At 60.9% G+C, this 16,742-nt stretch carries 15 protein-coding genes; 7 read left to right on the top strand and 8 right to left on the bottom strand.

Features of this window, described 5'->3' with window-relative positions:
- Entirely contained in the window at window positions 1-1,290 is a 1,290-nt protein-coding gene (locus tag ACOYXI_RS17275; protein ID WP_461675092.1) for a cation:dicarboxylate symporter family transporter, read from the bottom strand.
- A 39-nt stretch (window positions 1,291-1,329) separates the two neighbouring features.
- A complete protein-coding gene (locus ACOYXI_RS17270) occupies window positions 1,330-1,743 on the bottom strand; it encodes a VOC family protein (RefSeq protein ID WP_282413520.1) in 414 nt (137 codons plus the stop codon).
- Window positions 1,744-1,834: 91 nt separating this feature from the next.
- Here ACOYXI_RS17270 and ACOYXI_RS17265 point away from each other — a divergent pair, with 91 nt between their 5' ends.
- Window positions 1,835-2,698, top strand: coding sequence for a LysR family transcriptional regulator (locus ACOYXI_RS17265; RefSeq protein ID WP_098966031.1), 864 nt, complete (start codon window positions 1,835-1,837; stop codon window positions 2,696-2,698).
- A gap of 30 nt (window positions 2,699-2,728) precedes the next feature.
- Here the strand turns inward: ACOYXI_RS17265 and ACOYXI_RS17260 are convergent, their stop codons facing one another.
- Window positions 2,729-3,991: a cation:proton antiporter gene (locus tag ACOYXI_RS17260; RefSeq protein WP_098966029.1), complete on the bottom strand. Its 1,263-nt coding sequence runs from the start codon at window positions 3,989-3,991 to the stop codon at window positions 2,729-2,731.
- Window positions 3,992-4,146: 155 nt separating this feature from the next.
- Here ACOYXI_RS17260 and ACOYXI_RS17255 point away from each other — a divergent pair, with 155 nt between their 5' ends.
- Window positions 4,147-4,980 (top strand): EamA family transporter, encoded by an 834-nt coding sequence (locus tag ACOYXI_RS17255; RefSeq protein WP_461675091.1) that lies wholly within the window; start codon window positions 4,147-4,149, stop codon window positions 4,978-4,980.
- A gap of 39 nt (window positions 4,981-5,019) precedes the next feature.
- Window positions 5,020-5,403: an MAPEG family protein gene (locus ACOYXI_RS17250; RefSeq protein ID WP_027610617.1), complete on the top strand. Its 384-nt coding sequence runs from the start codon at window positions 5,020-5,022 to the stop codon at window positions 5,401-5,403.
- A gap of 140 nt (window positions 5,404-5,543) precedes the next feature.
- Here ACOYXI_RS17250 and mltA read toward each other — a convergent pair whose 3' ends face one another.
- Complete coding sequence (mltA, locus tag ACOYXI_RS17245) at window positions 5,544-6,728, bottom strand: murein transglycosylase A (protein ID WP_223006948.1); 1,185 nt, start codon at window positions 6,726-6,728, stop codon at window positions 5,544-5,546.
- Window positions 6,729-6,856: 128 nt separating this feature from the next.
- Between mltA and ACOYXI_RS17240 the strand changes: the two genes are divergently transcribed.
- Complete coding sequence (locus tag ACOYXI_RS17240) at window positions 6,857-7,306, top strand: c-type cytochrome (RefSeq protein WP_027610619.1); 450 nt, start codon at window positions 6,857-6,859, stop codon at window positions 7,304-7,306.
- 126 nt (window positions 7,307-7,432) lie between these two features.
- Here the strand turns inward: ACOYXI_RS17240 and ACOYXI_RS17235 are convergent, their stop codons facing one another.
- From ACOYXI_RS17235 to ACOYXI_RS17220, 4 genes are all read right to left on the bottom strand, one after another.
- Window positions 7,433-7,828, bottom strand: coding sequence for a DUF1090 domain-containing protein (locus tag ACOYXI_RS17235; RefSeq protein WP_007961884.1), 396 nt, complete (start codon window positions 7,826-7,828; stop codon window positions 7,433-7,435).
- A 94-nt stretch (window positions 7,829-7,922) separates the two neighbouring features.
- On the bottom strand, window positions 7,923-9,599 hold the full coding sequence (gene ligB / locus ACOYXI_RS17230) for an NAD-dependent DNA ligase LigB (RefSeq protein ID WP_461675090.1): 1,677 nt from the start codon (window positions 9,597-9,599) through the stop codon (window positions 7,923-7,925).
- A gap of 235 nt (window positions 9,600-9,834) precedes the next feature.
- Window positions 9,835-11,025 carry a methionine adenosyltransferase gene (metK, locus tag ACOYXI_RS17225; protein WP_027610621.1) on the bottom strand — a complete coding sequence of 397 codons (1,191 nt, stop codon included), beginning with the start codon at window positions 11,023-11,025 and terminating at the stop codon, window positions 9,835-9,837.
- Window positions 11,026-11,043: 18 nt separating this feature from the next.
- Window positions 11,044-12,039, bottom strand: a complete 996-nt coding sequence (locus ACOYXI_RS17220; RefSeq protein ID WP_027610622.1) for an ArsR/SmtB family transcription factor — start codon at window positions 12,037-12,039, stop codon at window positions 11,044-11,046.
- A gap of 258 nt (window positions 12,040-12,297) precedes the next feature.
- Between ACOYXI_RS17220 and tkt the strand changes: the two genes are divergently transcribed.
- The 3 genes from tkt (at window position 12,298) to ACOYXI_RS17205 (ending at window position 16,724) form a co-directional block, all read left to right on the top strand.
- Window positions 12,298-14,295: a transketolase gene (gene tkt, locus ACOYXI_RS17215; protein ID WP_210556448.1), complete on the top strand. Its 1,998-nt coding sequence runs from the start codon at window positions 12,298-12,300 to the stop codon at window positions 14,293-14,295.
- A gap of 180 nt (window positions 14,296-14,475) precedes the next feature.
- Window positions 14,476-15,534 carry an erythrose-4-phosphate dehydrogenase gene (epd, locus tag ACOYXI_RS17210; protein WP_135296740.1) on the top strand — a complete coding sequence of 353 codons (1,059 nt, stop codon included), beginning with the start codon at window positions 14,476-14,478 and terminating at the stop codon, window positions 15,532-15,534.
- A 26-nt stretch (window positions 15,535-15,560) separates the two neighbouring features.
- Window positions 15,561-16,724, top strand: coding sequence for a phosphoglycerate kinase (locus ACOYXI_RS17205; RefSeq protein ID WP_027610625.1), 1,164 nt, complete (start codon window positions 15,561-15,563; stop codon window positions 16,722-16,724).
- The last annotated feature ends 18 nt before the right edge of the window (window positions 16,725-16,742 follow it).

Here is a 16,742-nt window from a genome sequence, read left to right as displayed (position 1 = left end):
TCAGGCCTTGAACGGCGGGCTGACCGGTTCTGTCGTCGGTTCGCTTTCAGGTGCCTTGAGCTGTCCCTCCCAGCGCGCTATGACCAGCGGTGCCAGTGCATTGCCCAACACGTTGAGCGCGGTGACCGGCATGTCCATCAAGCGGTAGACGCCGGCGATGATTGCCACGCCTTCCACTGGCAAACCGGCGGTGGTCAGGGTCGCTGTGAGTATGATGAACATGAAACCCGGCACTCCCGCCGCGCCCTTTGACGTCAACACCATGATCAGCACCAGCATGGCCTGATCCGCCAGACCCAGATCAATCCCGTACGCCTGGGCGATAAACAGCGTGCCCAGTCCCGCGAACAGCGAGGCGCCATCAAGATTGAACGAGTACCCCAGTGGAATGACCATGCTGGTGATCGAACGCGGAGCGCCATACTTCTCCATTTTCTCGATCAGTTGTGGCATCACCGTGGCCGACGCAGCACTGCTGTAAGCCAGTATCAATTCACTGCGTATTTCCCGAATCAGGTGGAAAAAGCGAATGCCGGCCATCCGCGCCACCAGCCCCAGCACGCCCAACGCGAAGAGCAACACCGCGACGTAAGTGATGCCGATCAGCTTCGCCAGCGGCAGTAATGCACTGAGGCCGAAGCTGGCCACGGTGACTCCGATCAGGCCGAAGATGCCGATGGGTGAATAGTGCATGACCAGATGCGTGACCTTGAACATGGTGTCCGATACCGCCTGAATCACGGCGATCAATGGCGCCTTCTGCGGCTCGGGCAGCATCGACAGGGCACAGCCGAACAGGATGGCGAAAAACAGTACTGAGAGCAGCTTGCCCTGGGACATGGCCAGGACGATGTTGTCCGGCACGATGTTCACCAGAGTTCGGCCCAGGTTCTGTGTTTCTCCCGTATTCGCCAGACCAATGGCCGGTGATTGCAGGGTGCTGCTGAAGTCCGCGCCGGCGCCGGGCTGAAAAACATTGCCGACGATCAGTCCGAAGACGATGGCAATGCTGGTGATGGTAAAGAAATAAACCAGCGTCTTTATCCCGACCCGGCCCAATGCCCTGGTGCTGCCTGCCCCGGCGATGCCGACGACCATGCACGCAAAGACCAACGGTACAACGATCATTTTCATCAGCCTGATGAACAGGTCACCGGCCGGTTGCAGCAGATTGTCGATGAACCAGATCTTGTGTTCGGGAAACTGGTTGAGAAGGATGCCGACGATTATTCCGGCTGCCAGCCCGAGCATGATGCGGGTGACCAGACTGGTGGGTTTCCTGGTAGTCATGATGTGCCCCTTTTGTTGTTGTGTTTGTTGGGGTGAAGCTCAGTGTGCGAAGAGACCGTCGAAGTCCTTGAAACCCTTGACCTCGATCGGATTGCCGCTGGGATCGAGAAAGAACATCGTGCGCTGCTCGCCGGGTTCGCCGGCGAAGCGGATCACCGGAGGGATTTCAAACGTTGTGCCGAGGCGGCTCAAACGATCGGCCAGCTCCAGCCACTCCTCCAGCGGCAGGACGATGCCAATGTGGGGCATCAATACTTTGTGATCGCCAACCTGGCCGGTACGGGTCGTGGTGAAGGGCGTGCCCAGGTGAAGCGAGAGCTGATTGCCGAAAAAGTCGAAGTCGACCCATGTCTCGGTACTGCGGCCTTCGGTGCAGCCCAACACATCTCGATAAAAAGTCCGCGCCTGTTCCAGGTCGCAAACATGGTATGCAGCGTGAAAAGGTCTGTTCATATGATGTCCCCAAGTGAAGGAGCGCTCAGGGTAAACAGACCGTGCGGCGGGGCATAACGACTTCGCCTTGTTCTGAGCGAAAGGAAAACTTATGGATGTACGGTTTCTGAAAAGTCTGGTGGCGGTGGTCGAGACCGGTTCGATTGCGGCAGCGGCACGGCGCGAGAGTCGCACTGCGGCGGCTATCAGTCAGCGCGTCCAGGCGCTCGAGAGATTGCTGGGTTGCACGTTACTGCTGCGTACCGCGCACGCAGCCAGGCCCTCGGACCAGTGCCTGCTGATTCTGCCGAAGATCAGGGCGATCATCGAATTGGCCCAGGATCTACAGAGCGATCTGCATCCCGATGGGGTGGCCGGTGAACTGACAATCGGTGCAATTTCCACAGCGCTGACCGGCGTGTTACCCACCTTGATCGAGCGATTGGCGCTTACAGCACCTGATTTGAAGCTGAAGATCACCCCGGGTGACTCGAAAAGTCTTTACGAGAAGGTGCTTGCAGGGGAGTTGGACGCAGCGATTCTGGTCAGGCCTCCATTCCAGCCGCCCAAGGCATTGGCCCTGGTCGTGCTCAAGGTAGAGCCGCTGATTCTGGTGGCTCCAGCCGCGTACGCCGGGCAGTCGCTGGAAACGCTGTTGCGCGTTCATCCGTTCATTCGTTATGACGCACGCTCGTGGGGTGGGCAGATTGCTCAGCGCTACCTCGATGAACAGGCCATCGAGCCCAACGTGCTGTGCGAACTGGATGCGCTGGAAACGATCGTCATGCTGGTGGCGCAGGGGATGGGGGTATCGCTGGTGCCGCAGTGGGCCGGGATGAGGCTGGAAGGGATGTACGTGTTACCGGTCGAGGACGGGCAGCGTCTTGCGCGCGAGTTGGTGGTGATGCATGGCTCGACGCCGCACCGCCCATTGGCGATGCGGCATCTGCTTGATTTGCTGTGCGGTCCGTCGTGAGGGGGCTCACGACGGCGCTGCGGTGATACGTCAGTGTGCGGGTTCGGCCGCTGTGGCCGGCTCGTCACGGGTGGCGTGCTTGACCAGCTTGCCGATGGTCAGGCCCTGCAACAGGATCGACGACAGCACCACGATGTAGGTGATGCTCAGCAGCAGATCGCGCTCCGGGCCCAGCGGCAGGGCCAGCGCCAGTGCTACCGACACCCCGCCGCGCAAACCGCCCCAGGTCAGAATGCGGATGGTGCCGCGCGGCACCGTGCGCCAACGCCGCAGCAGAACGATGGCCGGGGCCACGGTGAGCAGGCGCGACAGCAGGATCGCCAGCGCCAGCAAACTGGCCGCCGCCACGTGCGCCCAGTTGAACGGCAGCAGCAACAGCTCCATGCCGATCAGTGCGAACAGCAGCGCATTGAGCATGTCATCGAGCAGCTCCCAGAAGCCGTCGAGGTACTTGCGGGTCATGTCGTTCATCGCCAGGTTGCGCCCCAGGTTACCGATGATCAGACCGGCCACCACCATCGCGATCGGCGCCGAGACGTGCAGCTCGGTGGCCATCGCCGAACCGCCGATCACCAGCGCGAGAGTCAGCATCACCGTGATCTGATGCTGCTGGACGCTCTTGATCATCCGGTACACCCCATAACCGATCAGCCCGCCGAACAGCACACCGCCAATGGCTTCGTGCACGAACAGCATGGCCGTGGCGCTGAGGGTCGGCGTCTCACCCAGTTGGGCGATGCCCAGCAGCACGGTGAACACCACCACCGCAGTGCCGTCGTTGAACAGCGACTCGCCGACGATGGTGGTTTTCAGCGGTTTCGAAGCATTGGCGGTACGCAGTACGCCGAGCACTGCGATCGGGTCTGTAGGCGAAATCAGCGCGCCGAACAGCAGGCAGTAGAGGAAGCTCACGTGCCAGCCGAACAGGGCAAAAATGTAATAGGCGAGGCTGCCGATCACGGCAGTGGCGATCAATACGCCGAAAGTGGCCAACAGGCCGATGGGCCAGCGATAGCTGCGCAGGTCGTTGAGGTTGACGTGCAGGGCGCCGGCGAACAGCAGGAACGACAGCATCCAGTTCATCAGCAGATCGCCGAAGTCGATCTGGCCGATCAGTTGTTGCACGCGCTCTTCGAGGCCGGGATAGCCGAGCACGCTCAGGCCTTGCAGCAATAGGGAGAACATCAGCGCGGTGACCATCACGCCGATAGTCGGCGGCAGGCCGATGAAGCGGTAATTGACGAAGGTGAGAAGGGTGGTGAGGCAGATAAAAGCGGCGACAAGTTCTAGCATCCGGGCTCCATTGGATGGGGGTGGAAAGACAGCGCCCCGATTCTTCGGTGCAAAGGTTGGATGGGCTGTTTCGGGGTGGGGACACAATCATGCCCCCTCGGTTGGTCAGCCGCAGACATTGGTGTAGGGTCAACAAAAAAATCAAGGAGTGGGACGTGGCGGCGACAGTTCTGGTGTTAATGGCGGCGCTGTTGCATGCGACGTGGAATACCCTGATCAAGTTCAGTGCCGAACGGTTGCTGGTGGTGGCGTGCATGGACACGGTGGCGCTGCTGTTCGTGGCGCTGGCATTTCCATTCATCAGCCTGCCGCCGACGGAAATCTGGCCGTGGATTCTGGCTTCCGCGGCATTCGAACTGCTGTATCGCTATCTGCTGATTCAAGCTTATCGGGTCGGCGACCTCGGGCTGGTCTACCCGCTGATGCGTGGCTTGTCGCCGTTGGTGGTGCTGGCGCTGACCCTGATCTTCGCTGGCGAAGTGCTCACCACGCAGCAGATCCTCGGGATCATGCTGATTCCGCTGGGCATGGCTTGCTTGCTCTGGCAGGGCGGTGGTGGCAAACATCTCCCTTGGTCGATGCTACCGGTGGTGGCGCTGATCGGCTTGTGCATCGGTTGCTACACCTACATCGATGGTCAGGCCTTGCGGCGCTGGTCGCATCCACTGGATTACCTGGTCTGGGTCACGCTGCTCAGCGCTTGGCCGTTTCCGTTGCTGGCGTGGGTGGCGAAGCGCCCGGCATTTCTGGTGTTCTGGCGCGAGCAGTGGAAGCTGGGGCTGGCGGTCGGGTTCTGCGTGTTGTTCAGCTACGCTCTGGTGCTGTGGGCGATGCAGTTGGGCTCGATTGCCGAGGCGGCGGCCTTGCGTGAGATCAGCGTGATTCTGGTGGTGCTGTTCGGCATGCGCTACCTGAAAGAACCTTTCGGCAGGCCGCGGCTCTTAGCCTGTGGGCTGGTGCTGATCGGCATGTTGGTGATGAAGTTCTGACGGCCCGCAACTCTCTATCACTCGAAGAAGGACGGCTTTATGACGGTGGCTCTGTGGTGTGTGTTGATCGCGATTTTCCTGCCGTATGTGTGCACGATCGTGGCCAAGGTCTCAGGCGGTTTCAGGCTCAGTGACAATCATGATCCTCGGGATTTTCTCGATAGCGTGGGCGGCGTCGCCCGACGGGCGCATGCGGCGCAGTTGAACAGCTTCGAGGTGATGCCGGCATTTGCTGCCGCAGTGATTGTTGCGCATCTGGTGGGCACGGCGCAGCTAGTGACAGTGAATGTGCTGGCGGTGCTGTTTATCACCAGTCGCCTGCTGTACATCATCTGCTACTTGGCGGACTGGGCGATCTTGCGGTCGCTGGTGTGGTTTGTCGGGATGGGGCTGATTGCTGCGTTCTTCTTTGTGTCGGTCTGATTCTCGGGTGTTGCAGCTGGCCTCTTCGCGAGCAAGCCCGCTCCCACAGGTATCAATGGCGAGCACAAATCCTGTGTACACCAAAGAACCCTGTGGGAGCGGGCTTGCCCGCGAAGGCGGTAGCTCTGGCGCCGAGGCGCTTAAGGCTTGTCCTTAACCGTATCGGCCACCTGCGGTACTTGCGGCAACGCCACACCTTTAGGCCAGAGCATCCAGATCTGTCCCTGCTGTTTCATGTCCCCGGCCAGTTGCCCGGCAGCATCGCCGGTGCCCCAGAACAGATCCGCGCGCACCTCGCCGGCAATCGCGCCACCGGTGTCCTGCGCCGCGACCGGGCGAACCAAAGCGCTGCCGTCCGGGCGGGTGGTCGACAGCCACAGCAGGCTGCCCAACGGAATCACCTTGCGATCCACTGCTGCGCTGTAGCCGGCGGTCAGCGGCACATTGAGCGAGCCGCGTGGGCCTTCGTTGCTGTCCGGGTTGCGGGTGAAGAACACGTAGCTCGGGTTGCTGCCCAGCAGTTCCGGGATGCGCGACGGATTGGCCTTGGCCCAGTTGCTGATCGCGCCCATGGTCACGTCTTCTTTCTTCAACTCGCCCTGTTCCACCAGCCAGCGCCCGATCGGCCGGTACGGATGGCCGTTCTGGTCGGCGTAGGCGATGCGCAGTTGTTTGCCATCCGGCGTCTGAATCCGCCCGGAACCCTGGATCTGCAAAAACTGCAGGTTCATTGGATCGGTCAGGTACGCCACTACCGGCGCTTTGACGCCTTTGGACTCGATGGTCGCCGCGTCGTCATACGGCTTGAGCACTCGGCCTTCGAGACGGCCACGCAGGCGCTTGCCCTTCAGTTCCGGGTAAATGCTGTCCAGCGAGACGATGATCATGTCTTCCGGCACGCCGTACACCGGCACGTTCGCCACCTCGGTGGGCGTCAGGCTGCCGGGGTAGACCGGTTCGTAGTAACCGGTGATCAGACCGTTGGGGTTGTCATGCTCGGCGCGCAGTCCGAACACGTCGAGGTTCTGCTTGAGGAACGCGCGAATCTCGTTGGCGCTTTGCGGCACGTTGGCGGCTGCCGCGCAGGTGCCGCCCCAGACCGGATCAGCCTTGAGTCGGGTGCAGGCGCTGCGCCATGAACTGAAACCGGCCACCAGATCGCTGTCGGACACCGCCGGCAAGGCTTCCCAAGTGGCGCTGGAATAAGTGGCCAAGGCATGGGTTTTCGGTTTGGCAGTGTCGCCACCCGTACAGCCGGCAAGGATTGCCAGCAGTGGCAGGGTTGCGATCAGTGGGTGACGCCAGGCCTTGAAACGGCTGTTCATGGAGTGATTCCTGTGCCGGTTGCCCAAGTGCTCCATGCGCTCCGGCAACCCGTATTTTTAATAGGGCTATTGGTGTTTGTCGGCGACGCGAGGATACTGGCCGCCGAATTCCGTGACCTGAAGCCACCATGACTCTTAAAAGAATTTCTGTTGTATTGCTGGCCTGTCTGACCTTGTCCGCCTGTGGCGGCGTCGATCCGAATTCTCCGCTGGGGCAACGCAAGGCGATCTTCAAACAAATGCTCAAGACCGGCGAAGACCTGGGCGGCATGTTGCGTGGACGTATTCCGTTCGACGGGCCGAAATTCGCCGAAGGCGCGGTGAAGCTCGATGCGTTGTCGCATGAACCGTGGAAGCATTTCCCGCAGGTTCGTGAAGAAGATCACACCAGCGCCAAGGATGATGTCTGGCTGCGTCAGGCCCGCTTTCAGGAATTGGCCCGTAACCTTGAGGCGGCCACCGGTGAACTGGTGATCGCCAGCAAGGTTCAGCCGTACAAGGCCAGTAACCTCGGGCCTGCGGTGCAGAAAGTTGAAGATGCCTGCAGCGCTTGCCATAAAGAGTTTCGCGATCATTGATTTCTGTTGTTTGAGCTGACGCCTTCGCGAGCAAGCCCGCTCCCACACTGGATCTGTGTCGTTCACAAATCAAATGTGGGAGCGGGCTTGCTCGCGAAGAGGGCATCAAATTCCCCGCATTAACGGTTACTTGTCGATCTGGTCCAGCGCATCCTGCAGTTCCTTGCGCGACTCGGCGAGCTTGTCCTTGCGCTTGTTGATTTTCTCCGGATCGCCTTTCTTCATCGCCTTGTCGAGATCCGCCTGACGCTTGCTCACTTCGTGCTTGGCTTCCAGCACCTTGTTTTCGCGTTCTTTCTTCAGGCCGGCATCGGTGCAGTTCTTCGTCACTTCATCCAGCGCGGTTTGCAGACCGGCCTGCTGATCGGTGTTGCCCCGGGATTTCGCCTGCTCGAGCTGATTGATGATGCCCTGCTTCTTCGCGGCGCAACCGGTCAGGCCCGGTGCATCTTCGTCAGCCATCACAGGCGCGGCCAGAACACCACAGAGAGTCAGCAAGGCAAGGGGTGCAAGAAATTTCATAAAAGCTCCATGTGCAAAGGCAGTCGGGTCGGGGGCACTGCGCTGTTTGAGCGTCTGACGGCCCTTGGGTTCCCGGCTGCCGGGGATTGCGTGATCAGAAACCGTCGATTCCGGCGGCGCGTAATGTGTCACTCAAGGCCAGCACCTGCGGGTCGCGGAAGAATGCGCTCAATTGCGCCGCGCGGCCCGGGCCGATTCCGGCTTCTGCCTGCCATTGTTCGGTGTCGCGTTGTGCCAGCGCCTGCCACGAGTCGGCCAGTTGTGCCTGCCCCGTCGGCGGTAAACCCAATGCTTTGAGCCACTGCGTGAACGGCCGTTGGCGGGCGCTGTGAAAACTGTTGATCAGACGTGTGCTGCTGCGTTCGCCGAAGCCGGCAATGTTAGCAAGCTCTGGCTCGTCGAGGGTCAACCAATCCAGCAGGTTGTTCAGGCGGCCTGTTTCCAGAAGTTTCTCCCAGGTGCCGCGCCCGACATTCTGCAGCGCCAGCCCCTGCTTGCCACTGAGCCAGGTCAGGCGCGCGAGAAACTGGCTCTCACAACCGGGTGTCGGTTGCCAGCAGCTCAAGGCGTGGAAATCGCGCGTGTCGGGAATATCGAGGGCGGCTCGTTCGGTGGTGCGCAACACCACACTGTCGAGTCGTGGAATCGTCAACCCGGCCAGGCTGATTGCCACTTGATCGCCGGGGCGGATATCCAGCGCCTGCCAGCGCTTGAGTGACCCGGCACTGACGCGTCTGATCTCGCGGTCATCGAGCATCACCGGCGACAACTCCAGTACCGGCGTGATGCGTCCGCTGCGGCCGACTTTGAAATTCACTTTGCGCACTTCGGCCAGCGCTCGGGCAAACGGGTATTTCCAGGCGATAGCCCAGTAGGGCGCGCTCGCCTGCCAGCGCTCAGCCGGTGGGCGCTGGCTCTGGCGCAGGACGATGCCGTCAGTAGCGAACGGCAGGGGCGATCGATACCAGTGCTCGCGCCATTTTTGCGCGTCGGCAAGGTTGGCGATGACCTGACTGAATGGCGCTGTCGTGGCGAAGCCCAGCGTCGCTAGCGTCGATATTCTTTCGGGCAGATTCGCCGGCCCCTGCGGCCAGTCCCAGACGAACAGACCGATCCCGGACGCCTGTTCTGCGCTCAAGGTTTTACGGCTCATCAGCCCTGCAACCGTGGCGCGGGCGTTGACGCTGCCGGCGCTGGCTTGCACATGCTGATTCAGGCGCCGATAGAGCTCGCCCTGCACCAGCAGGTCCAGCGGTTGGGTCAGTTGTTGCGGAATGGCAGCGATCTTTTGCGCCGACGCTGTCCAGTCCTGACCGCTGATCCCGTCGCCGCGACTGATCGCTTGCTGCAACAGGCCGCGGCGGTAAATCAGCGTGACCGCTACACCATCGACCTTGGGTTGTGCCCAGACATCCTGCCGATCCTTTAACCATGCTTGAACGGCAGCCGCTTGGTGAACCTTGTCCAGACCGGTGTGGGCGATTGGATGCGCGACGGAGCCAGACGCGCTGCGCAACGGTTCGGGCGCTGCGGGCTGCTGGAAGCACTGGCGCCATTCGATGAGCCGCAGGCGCGATTGATCGTAGAGTTCGTCGGCAATCAGCGAGCGGCCTTCGCGGTGGTAGGCGTCGTCCCATTGGTCGATCTGTTTTTGCAGGGCGGAGATTTCAACTTGCGCTTTGCCGAATGGCCAGTCGGGGCAGGCTGCATGGGCGATCAGAGGGGTGAAACTCAGCAAAAGAACTGAAAACAGGCGCAGCGTGGCAAGCATTTTGAGCGTCCTTGCTCAGGGGGAATGCTTTAAGGCTAGGCGAGGATTCAGAGAGGCACCGGGTGGGTGTTTTGCATCGTGTTTCCGTGCCCATACAGGGGGCGCATGGGCCGGCCTCTTCGCGGGCAAGCCCGCTCCCACAGGGTTCTTTATTGATGTTGGAAGGGTATTTCAGGCATGAAAAAGCCCCGCACGGCGTGAACCGTGCGGGGCTTTTTTTGCAGCCGGGGAGGGCTTACAGACCAGCAGCGGAACGCAGAGCGTCGGCGCGGTCGGTTTTTTCCCAGGTGAAGGTGGAGAAGGTGTCTTCGCCAACAGTCTTGGTCTGCGGAGCACGACCGAAGTGGCCGTAGGCTGCAGTTTCCTGGTACATCGGGTGCAGCAGGTCGAGCATGGTGGTGATCGCGTATGGACGCAGGTCGAATACTTCACGCACCAGTTTGATGATCTTGTCATCGCTGATCTTGCCGGTACCGAAGGTGTTCAGCGAAATCGAAGTCGGCTGAGCGACACCGATGGCGTAGGACACCTGGATCTCGCAACGCTCGGCCAGGCCGGCAGCGACGATGTTCTTGGCAACATAACGGCCAGCGTAGGCAGCCGAACGGTCAACCTTCGATGGATCTTTACCGGAGAACGCGCCACCGCCGTGACGGGCCATGCCGCCGTAGCTGTCGACGATGATCTTGCGACCGGTCAGACCGCAGTCACCTACCGGGCCGCCAATGATGAACTGGCCGGTCGGGTTGATGTGGAACTGGGTGTCTTTGCTCAGCAGTTCGGCAGGCAGCACGTGCTTGACGATCAGCTCCATCACGCCTTCGCGCAGGTCTTTGTACGACACTTCAGGGTTGTGCTGGGTCGACAGAACAACGGCGTCGATACCGACCACCTTGCCGCCTTCGTAACGGCACGTCACTTGCGACTTGGCGTCCGGACGCAGCCACGGCAGCAGACCCGATTTGCGGGCTTCGGCCTGGCGCTGCACCAGCTGGTGCGAGAAGGTGATCGGCGCTGGCATCAGCACGTCGGTTTCGTTGCTGGCGTAGCCGAACATCAGGCCCTGGTCGCCGGCGCCCTGATCTTCAGGCTTGGCACGGTCAACACCCTGGTTGATGTCAGGGGACTGCTTGCCGATGATGTTCATCACGCCGCAGGTCGCGCCGTCGAAGCCGACTTCGGAACTGGTGTAGCCGATGTCGCAGATCACGTCACGAACGATCTGCTCCAGGTCAACCCAGGCGCTGGTGGTCACTTCACCGGCCACGATGGCAACGCCAGTTTTGACCAGGGTTTCCACGGCAACGCGTGCGTGTTTGTCCTGGGCGATAATGGCGTCCAGCACCGCATCGGAAATCTGGTCGGCGATTTTGTCTGGATGTCCTTCAGACACGGACTCGGAGGTGAAGAGGGAGTATTCGCTCATCTCGATGTTTTCCTGAATTTACCGATGGTGAGTGTCGCCAGCCGGTCGCTGAAAGTGGCGAACCTGGATCTGGAAACCATTACGTAAGCCTACATAGAGGCTGTCCCCGGGAACGAGTCCCGCAGCGGTGGCCCAACGGGCCAAATCGTCCTGTTCAAACCCCAACCACAGATCACCGCAGGCCTCCCTGGCCCAACTCTGGTTGTGGCTACATAACTCTGTCACGAGCAGGCTACCGCCCGGTTGCAGCAGGCCGGCCATGTGCTTGAGCGCTTCGGCCGGCGCGGCGAAATGGTGCAACACCATGTTCAGTACCACGCAATCGGCCTGAAGGCTGGTGCCATTCAATGCATCGGCCAATTGCAGGCTGACGTTAGCCAGCCGTTCACGTTCACATACCTGACGCGCCAGTTCGAGCATCGCCGGGCTGTTGTCCAGCGCGGTTACGGTGCCGAAGCGGCGGGCCAGTTCCGGCAGGAAAGCACCATCGCCGGGGCCGACTTCAATGGCCGTGGCAGCACCATTGAAGTTCAGTTTGTCGAGCAGGGCCAGCACACTGTCACGGTACTGCGGCAGGCCTGCGATCAAGTCTTGCTGGGCGCGGAATTTCTCCGCAACCCGGGTGAAGAAGTCCTGACTGGCGGCTTCGCGTTGTCCGTGGACCTGGGCGATGCGTGCCTGCACGTCGTCCGGCAGCGCCAGATTGTCGACTTCTTCTAACAATGCGGCATGCAACTTGCCGCCCAGCAATTCGGTGTGGGGCAGGGCGCGGCGATAGAAAATCGCGTTACCTTCACGGCGTGTCGCCACCAGATCGGCCTGGGCCAGCACTTTTAGGTGGTGGCTCATGCCGGACTGACCGATGCCGAAAATCTGCGCCAGCTCCAGTACGCCGAACGAGTCGTTGGCCAGCGCGCGCAATACATTCAGACGCAGCGGATCGCCACCGGCCTTGCACAGGGCCGCCAGCTCGTCGCAATCGTCATGGCGAATGGAAGGCACGCGTAAGTTCATGGGGCAGCAGTCTAGTGACGGTGGGAAATCGCTGCAAGGGCAATATCAAAAAGTTTTGATATTGCTCGATAGATGGCACTTCTCACTGGCTGGTTAACTCTACAAACGAACAGCGGAAAGGTTTCACCAGACGAAACCGCCGTCGAGCACGGGAAAAACGCCCTCGGATGACTATCTGTCATTGCCCCGAGGCGCTCCGGTGAGGGAAAATGCCCTCCTTTTTTCCGTTTCAATCTATTCACACCCAGGAGATCAGCGATGCCTAGCCGTCGTGAGCGTGCCAACGCCATTCGTGCCCTCAGCATGGATGCCGTGCAAAAAGCCAACAGCGGCCATCCCGGTGCCCCTATGGGTATGGCAGATATCGCCGAAGTACTTTGGCGCGACTACCTCAAGCACAACCCGAGCAACCCGTCGTTCGCCGACCGTGACCGCTTCGTGCTGTCCAACGGCCACGGCTCGATGTTGATCTACTCGCTGCTGCACCTGACCGGTTACGACCTGTCGATCGACGACCTCAAGCAGTTCCGTCAACTGCACAGCCGCACCCCGGGTCACCCGGAATTCGGTTACACCCCGGGCGTCGAGACCACCACCGGCCCGCTGGGTCAGGGTCTGGCCAACGCCGTCGGCTTCGCCCTGGCTGAAAAGGTTCTGGGTGCGCAGTTCAACCGTCCTGGCCACAACATCGTTGATCACCACACCTACGTGTTCCTCGGTGATGGCTGCATGATGGAAGGCATTTCCCACGAAGTCGCTTCCCTGGCCGGTACGCTGGGCCTGGGCAAGCTGATCGCCTTCTACGATGACAACGGCATCTCCATCGACGGTGAAGTCGAAGGCTGGTTCACCGATGACACCCCGAAGCGTTTCGAATCCTACAATTGGCAGGTGATCCGCAACGTCGACGGTCACGATCCGGAAGAGATCAAGACCGCCATCGAAACCGCGCGCAAGAGCCCGCTGCCGACCCTGATCTGCTGCAAGACCACCATCGGTTTCGGTTCGCCGAACAAGCAGGGCAAGGAAGACTGCCACGGCGCCCCACTGGGTGACGCGGAAATCGCTCTGACCCGTCAGGCGCTGAACTGGAACTACGGCCCGTTCGAAATCCCTGCAGACATTTATGCCGAGTGGGATGCCAAGGAAAAAGGTCGCGCTGCCGAAGCCGAGTGGGATCAGCGTTTCGCTGCCTACTCCGCGGCGTTCCCGACCGAAGCCAACGAGCTGATCCGTCGTCTGAGCGGCGAACTGCCGGCTGACTTCGCGGAAAAAGCCTCGGCCTACATTGCTGAAGTGGCGGCCAAAGGCGAAACCATCGCCAGCCGTAAAGCCAGCCAGAACACCCTGAACGCCTTCGGCCCGCTGCTGCCGGAACTGCTCGGCGGTTCGGCTGACCTGGCCGGTTCCAACCTGACCCTGTGGAAAGGTTGCAAAGGCGTCAGCGCTGAAGACGCCAGCGGCAACTACATGTACTACGGCGTGCGCGAATTCGGCATGACCGCGATCATGAACGGCGTGTCCCTGCACGGCGGCCTGGTGCCTTACGGCGCGACCTTCCTGATGTTCATGGAATATGCGCGCAACGCGGTACGCATGTCGGCGCTGATGAAGAAGCGTGTGATCCACGTCTACACCCACGACTCCATCGGTCTGGGCGAAGACGGCCCGACGCACCAGCCGATCGAGCAACTGACCAGCCTGCGGACCACGCCGAACCTCGACACCTGGCGTCCAGCCGATGCCGTTGAATCGGCGGTGGCCTGGAAAAATGCGCTGGAGCGTAAGGACGGCCCATCGGCGCTGATCTTCTCGCGTCAGAACCTGCAGCACCAGGAACGCGATGCCGGCCAGATCGCCGACATCAGCCGCGGTGGCTACGTGTTGAAGGACTGCGCAGGCGAGCCTGAGCTGATCCTGATTTCCACCGGTTCGGAAGTCGGTCTGGCCGTTCAGGCCTACGAAAAACTGACCGAGCAAGGCCGCAAGGTGCGCGTGGTTTCCATGCCGTGCACCAGCGTGTTCGATGCGCAGGACGCCGGCTACAAGCAATCGGTTCTGCCGTTGCAGGTCAGCGCACGTATCGCGATCGAAGCGGCTCACGCCGACTTCTGGTTCAAGTACGTGGGTCTGGAAGGTCGCGTGATCGGCATGACCACCTACGGCGAATCGGCTCCGGCTTCGGCACTGTTCGAAGAGTTCGGCTTCACCCTGGAAAACATCCTGGGTCAGGCTGAAGAGCTGCTGGAAGACTGATCCAGAAGTTGCGTCGTCTGGACTGACGCCTTCGCGAGCAAGCCCGCTCCCACAGGGGGATTTGTTGTGTGACACATACAGTGTTCGCAACCCTGATCCAATGTGGGAGCGGGCTTGCTCGCGAAATCGGTGGTTCGGACACCACTGCAATAACGGAATCAAACGGTAATCGAGAACCCCATGCCTCAACCGCGTCCCTACAAAGTTGCACTCAACGGCTACGGCCGGATTGGTCGTTGCGTCTTGCGTGCGTTGTTTGAGCGTGGCGAGAAGGCCGGGTTTGAAATTGTCGCGATCAACGATCTGGCGGACATGGCCAGCATCGAATACCTGACACGCTTCGACTCCACCCACGGCCGCTTTCCCGGCGAAGTGCGAGTAGAAGGCGATTGTCTGCATATTAATGGCGACTGCGTGAAGGTCCTGCGCAGTGCCACCCCCGAAGGCATTGACTGGGCGGCGCTGGGCGTCGACCTGGTTCTGGAGTGCTCCGGCGCTTACCACACCCGTGAAGACGGCCAGCGTTTCCTCAATGCCGGCGCGCCACGCGTGCTGTTCTCGCAACCGATGGCCAGCGAGGCGGATGTCGACGCCACCATCGTCTTCGGCGTCAATCAGGATTGCCTGACCGGCGATGAACTGCTGGTGTCCAACGCCTCCTGTACCACCAACTGCGGCGTGCCGCTGTTGCGTCTGCTGGACAAGGCGATCGGCCTGGATTACGTGTCGATCACCACGATTCACTCGGCGATGAACGACCAACCGGTGATCGACGCCTATCACCACGAAGACCTGCGCCGCACCCGTTCGGCGTTCCAGTCGGTGATCCCGGTGTCCACTGGTCTGGCGCGTGGCATCGAGCGCCTGCTGCCGGAACTTGCCGGGCGAATTCAGGCCAAAGCCGTACGCGTGCCGACGGTCAACGTGTCCTGCCTCGACATCACGATGCAGACCGCCACCGCGACCGATGCCAACGAGGTCAACCGGATCCTGCGCGAAGCCGCCACCAACGGCCCGCTCAAGGGGCTGCTGGCCTACACCGAGTTGCCGCACGCCAGTTGTGATTTCAACCATGACCCACATTCGGCCATCGTCGATGCCAGTCAGACCCGTGTTTCCGGCCCCAAACTGGTGAACATCCTGGCCTGGTTCGACAACGAATGGGGTTTTGCCAACCGAATGCTGGACGTTGCAGATCACTATCTGCAAACAGCGATTTCAAAAAAACCTGCTCTCTAAGAACAGCTACTCAGGAAGTGCGACCCATGACCGTGTTGAAGATGTCCGACCTCGATCTGCAAGGTAAGCGCGTATTGATTCGCGAAGACCTCAACGTCCCAGTCAAGGACGGTGTTGTCACCAGCGATGCGCGTATCCTGGCTTCGCTGCCGACCATCAAGCTGGCCCTGGAAAAAGGCGCGGCGGTGATGGTGTGCTCCCATCTGGGCCGTCCGACCGAAGGCGAGTTCTCCGCCGAGAACAGCCTCAAGCCAGTCGCTGACTACCTGAGCAAGGCCCTGGGCCGCGACGTGCCGCTGGTGGCCGATTACCTGGGCGGCGTTGACGTCAAGGCCGGCGACATCGTGCTGTTCGAAAACGTGCGCTTCAACAAGGGCGAGAAAAAGAACGCTGACGAGCTGGCCCAGCAATACGCCGCCCTGTGCGACGTGTTCGTGATGGACGCCTTCGGCACCGCGCACCGCGCAGAGGGTTCGACCCACGGCGTGGCCAAGTTCGCCAAAGTCGCCGCTGCCGGCCCGTTGCTGGCCGCTGAGCTGGACGCACTGGGCAAGGCGCTGGGCGCACCGGCCAAGCCAATGGCTGCGATCGTTGCCGGCTCCAAGGTGTCGACCAAACTCGACGTACTCAACAGCCTGAGCCAGATCTGCGATCAGCTGATCGTCGGTGGCGGCATCGCCAACACTTTCCTGGCTGCCGCCGGTCACCCGGTCGGCAAGTCGCTGTACGAGCCGGACCTGCTGGACACCGCGCGTGCCATCGCCGCCAAGGTCAGTGTGCCGCTGCCGGTGGACGTGGTGGTTGCCAAGGAATTCGCTGAAAGCGCCGAAGCCACCGTCAAGCTGATCGCTGACGTTGCCGCTGACGACATGATTCTGGACATCGGCCCGCAAACCGCGGCCAACTTCGCCGAACTGCTGAAATCGTCGAAAACCATTCTGTGGAACGGCCCGGTCGGCGTGTTCGAATTCGACCAGTTCGGCAACGGCACCAAAGTGCTGGCCCAAGCCATCGCCGACAGCGCCGCGTTCTCCATCGCCGGCGGTGGCGACACCCTGGCGGCCATCGATAAATATGGCGTGGCCGAGCAAATCTCCTACATTTCCACCGGTGGTGGCGCGTTCCTCGAATTCGTCGAAGGCAAGGTGCTGCCAGCCGTTGAAGTCCTGGAAAGTCGGGCCAAGGCCTGAGGCCGCCCGTTTGGCCAG

Source organism: Pseudomonas sp. G3-19 (genome assembly GCF_054855875.1).
This window is presented reverse-complemented; position numbering and strand designations above follow the sequence as displayed.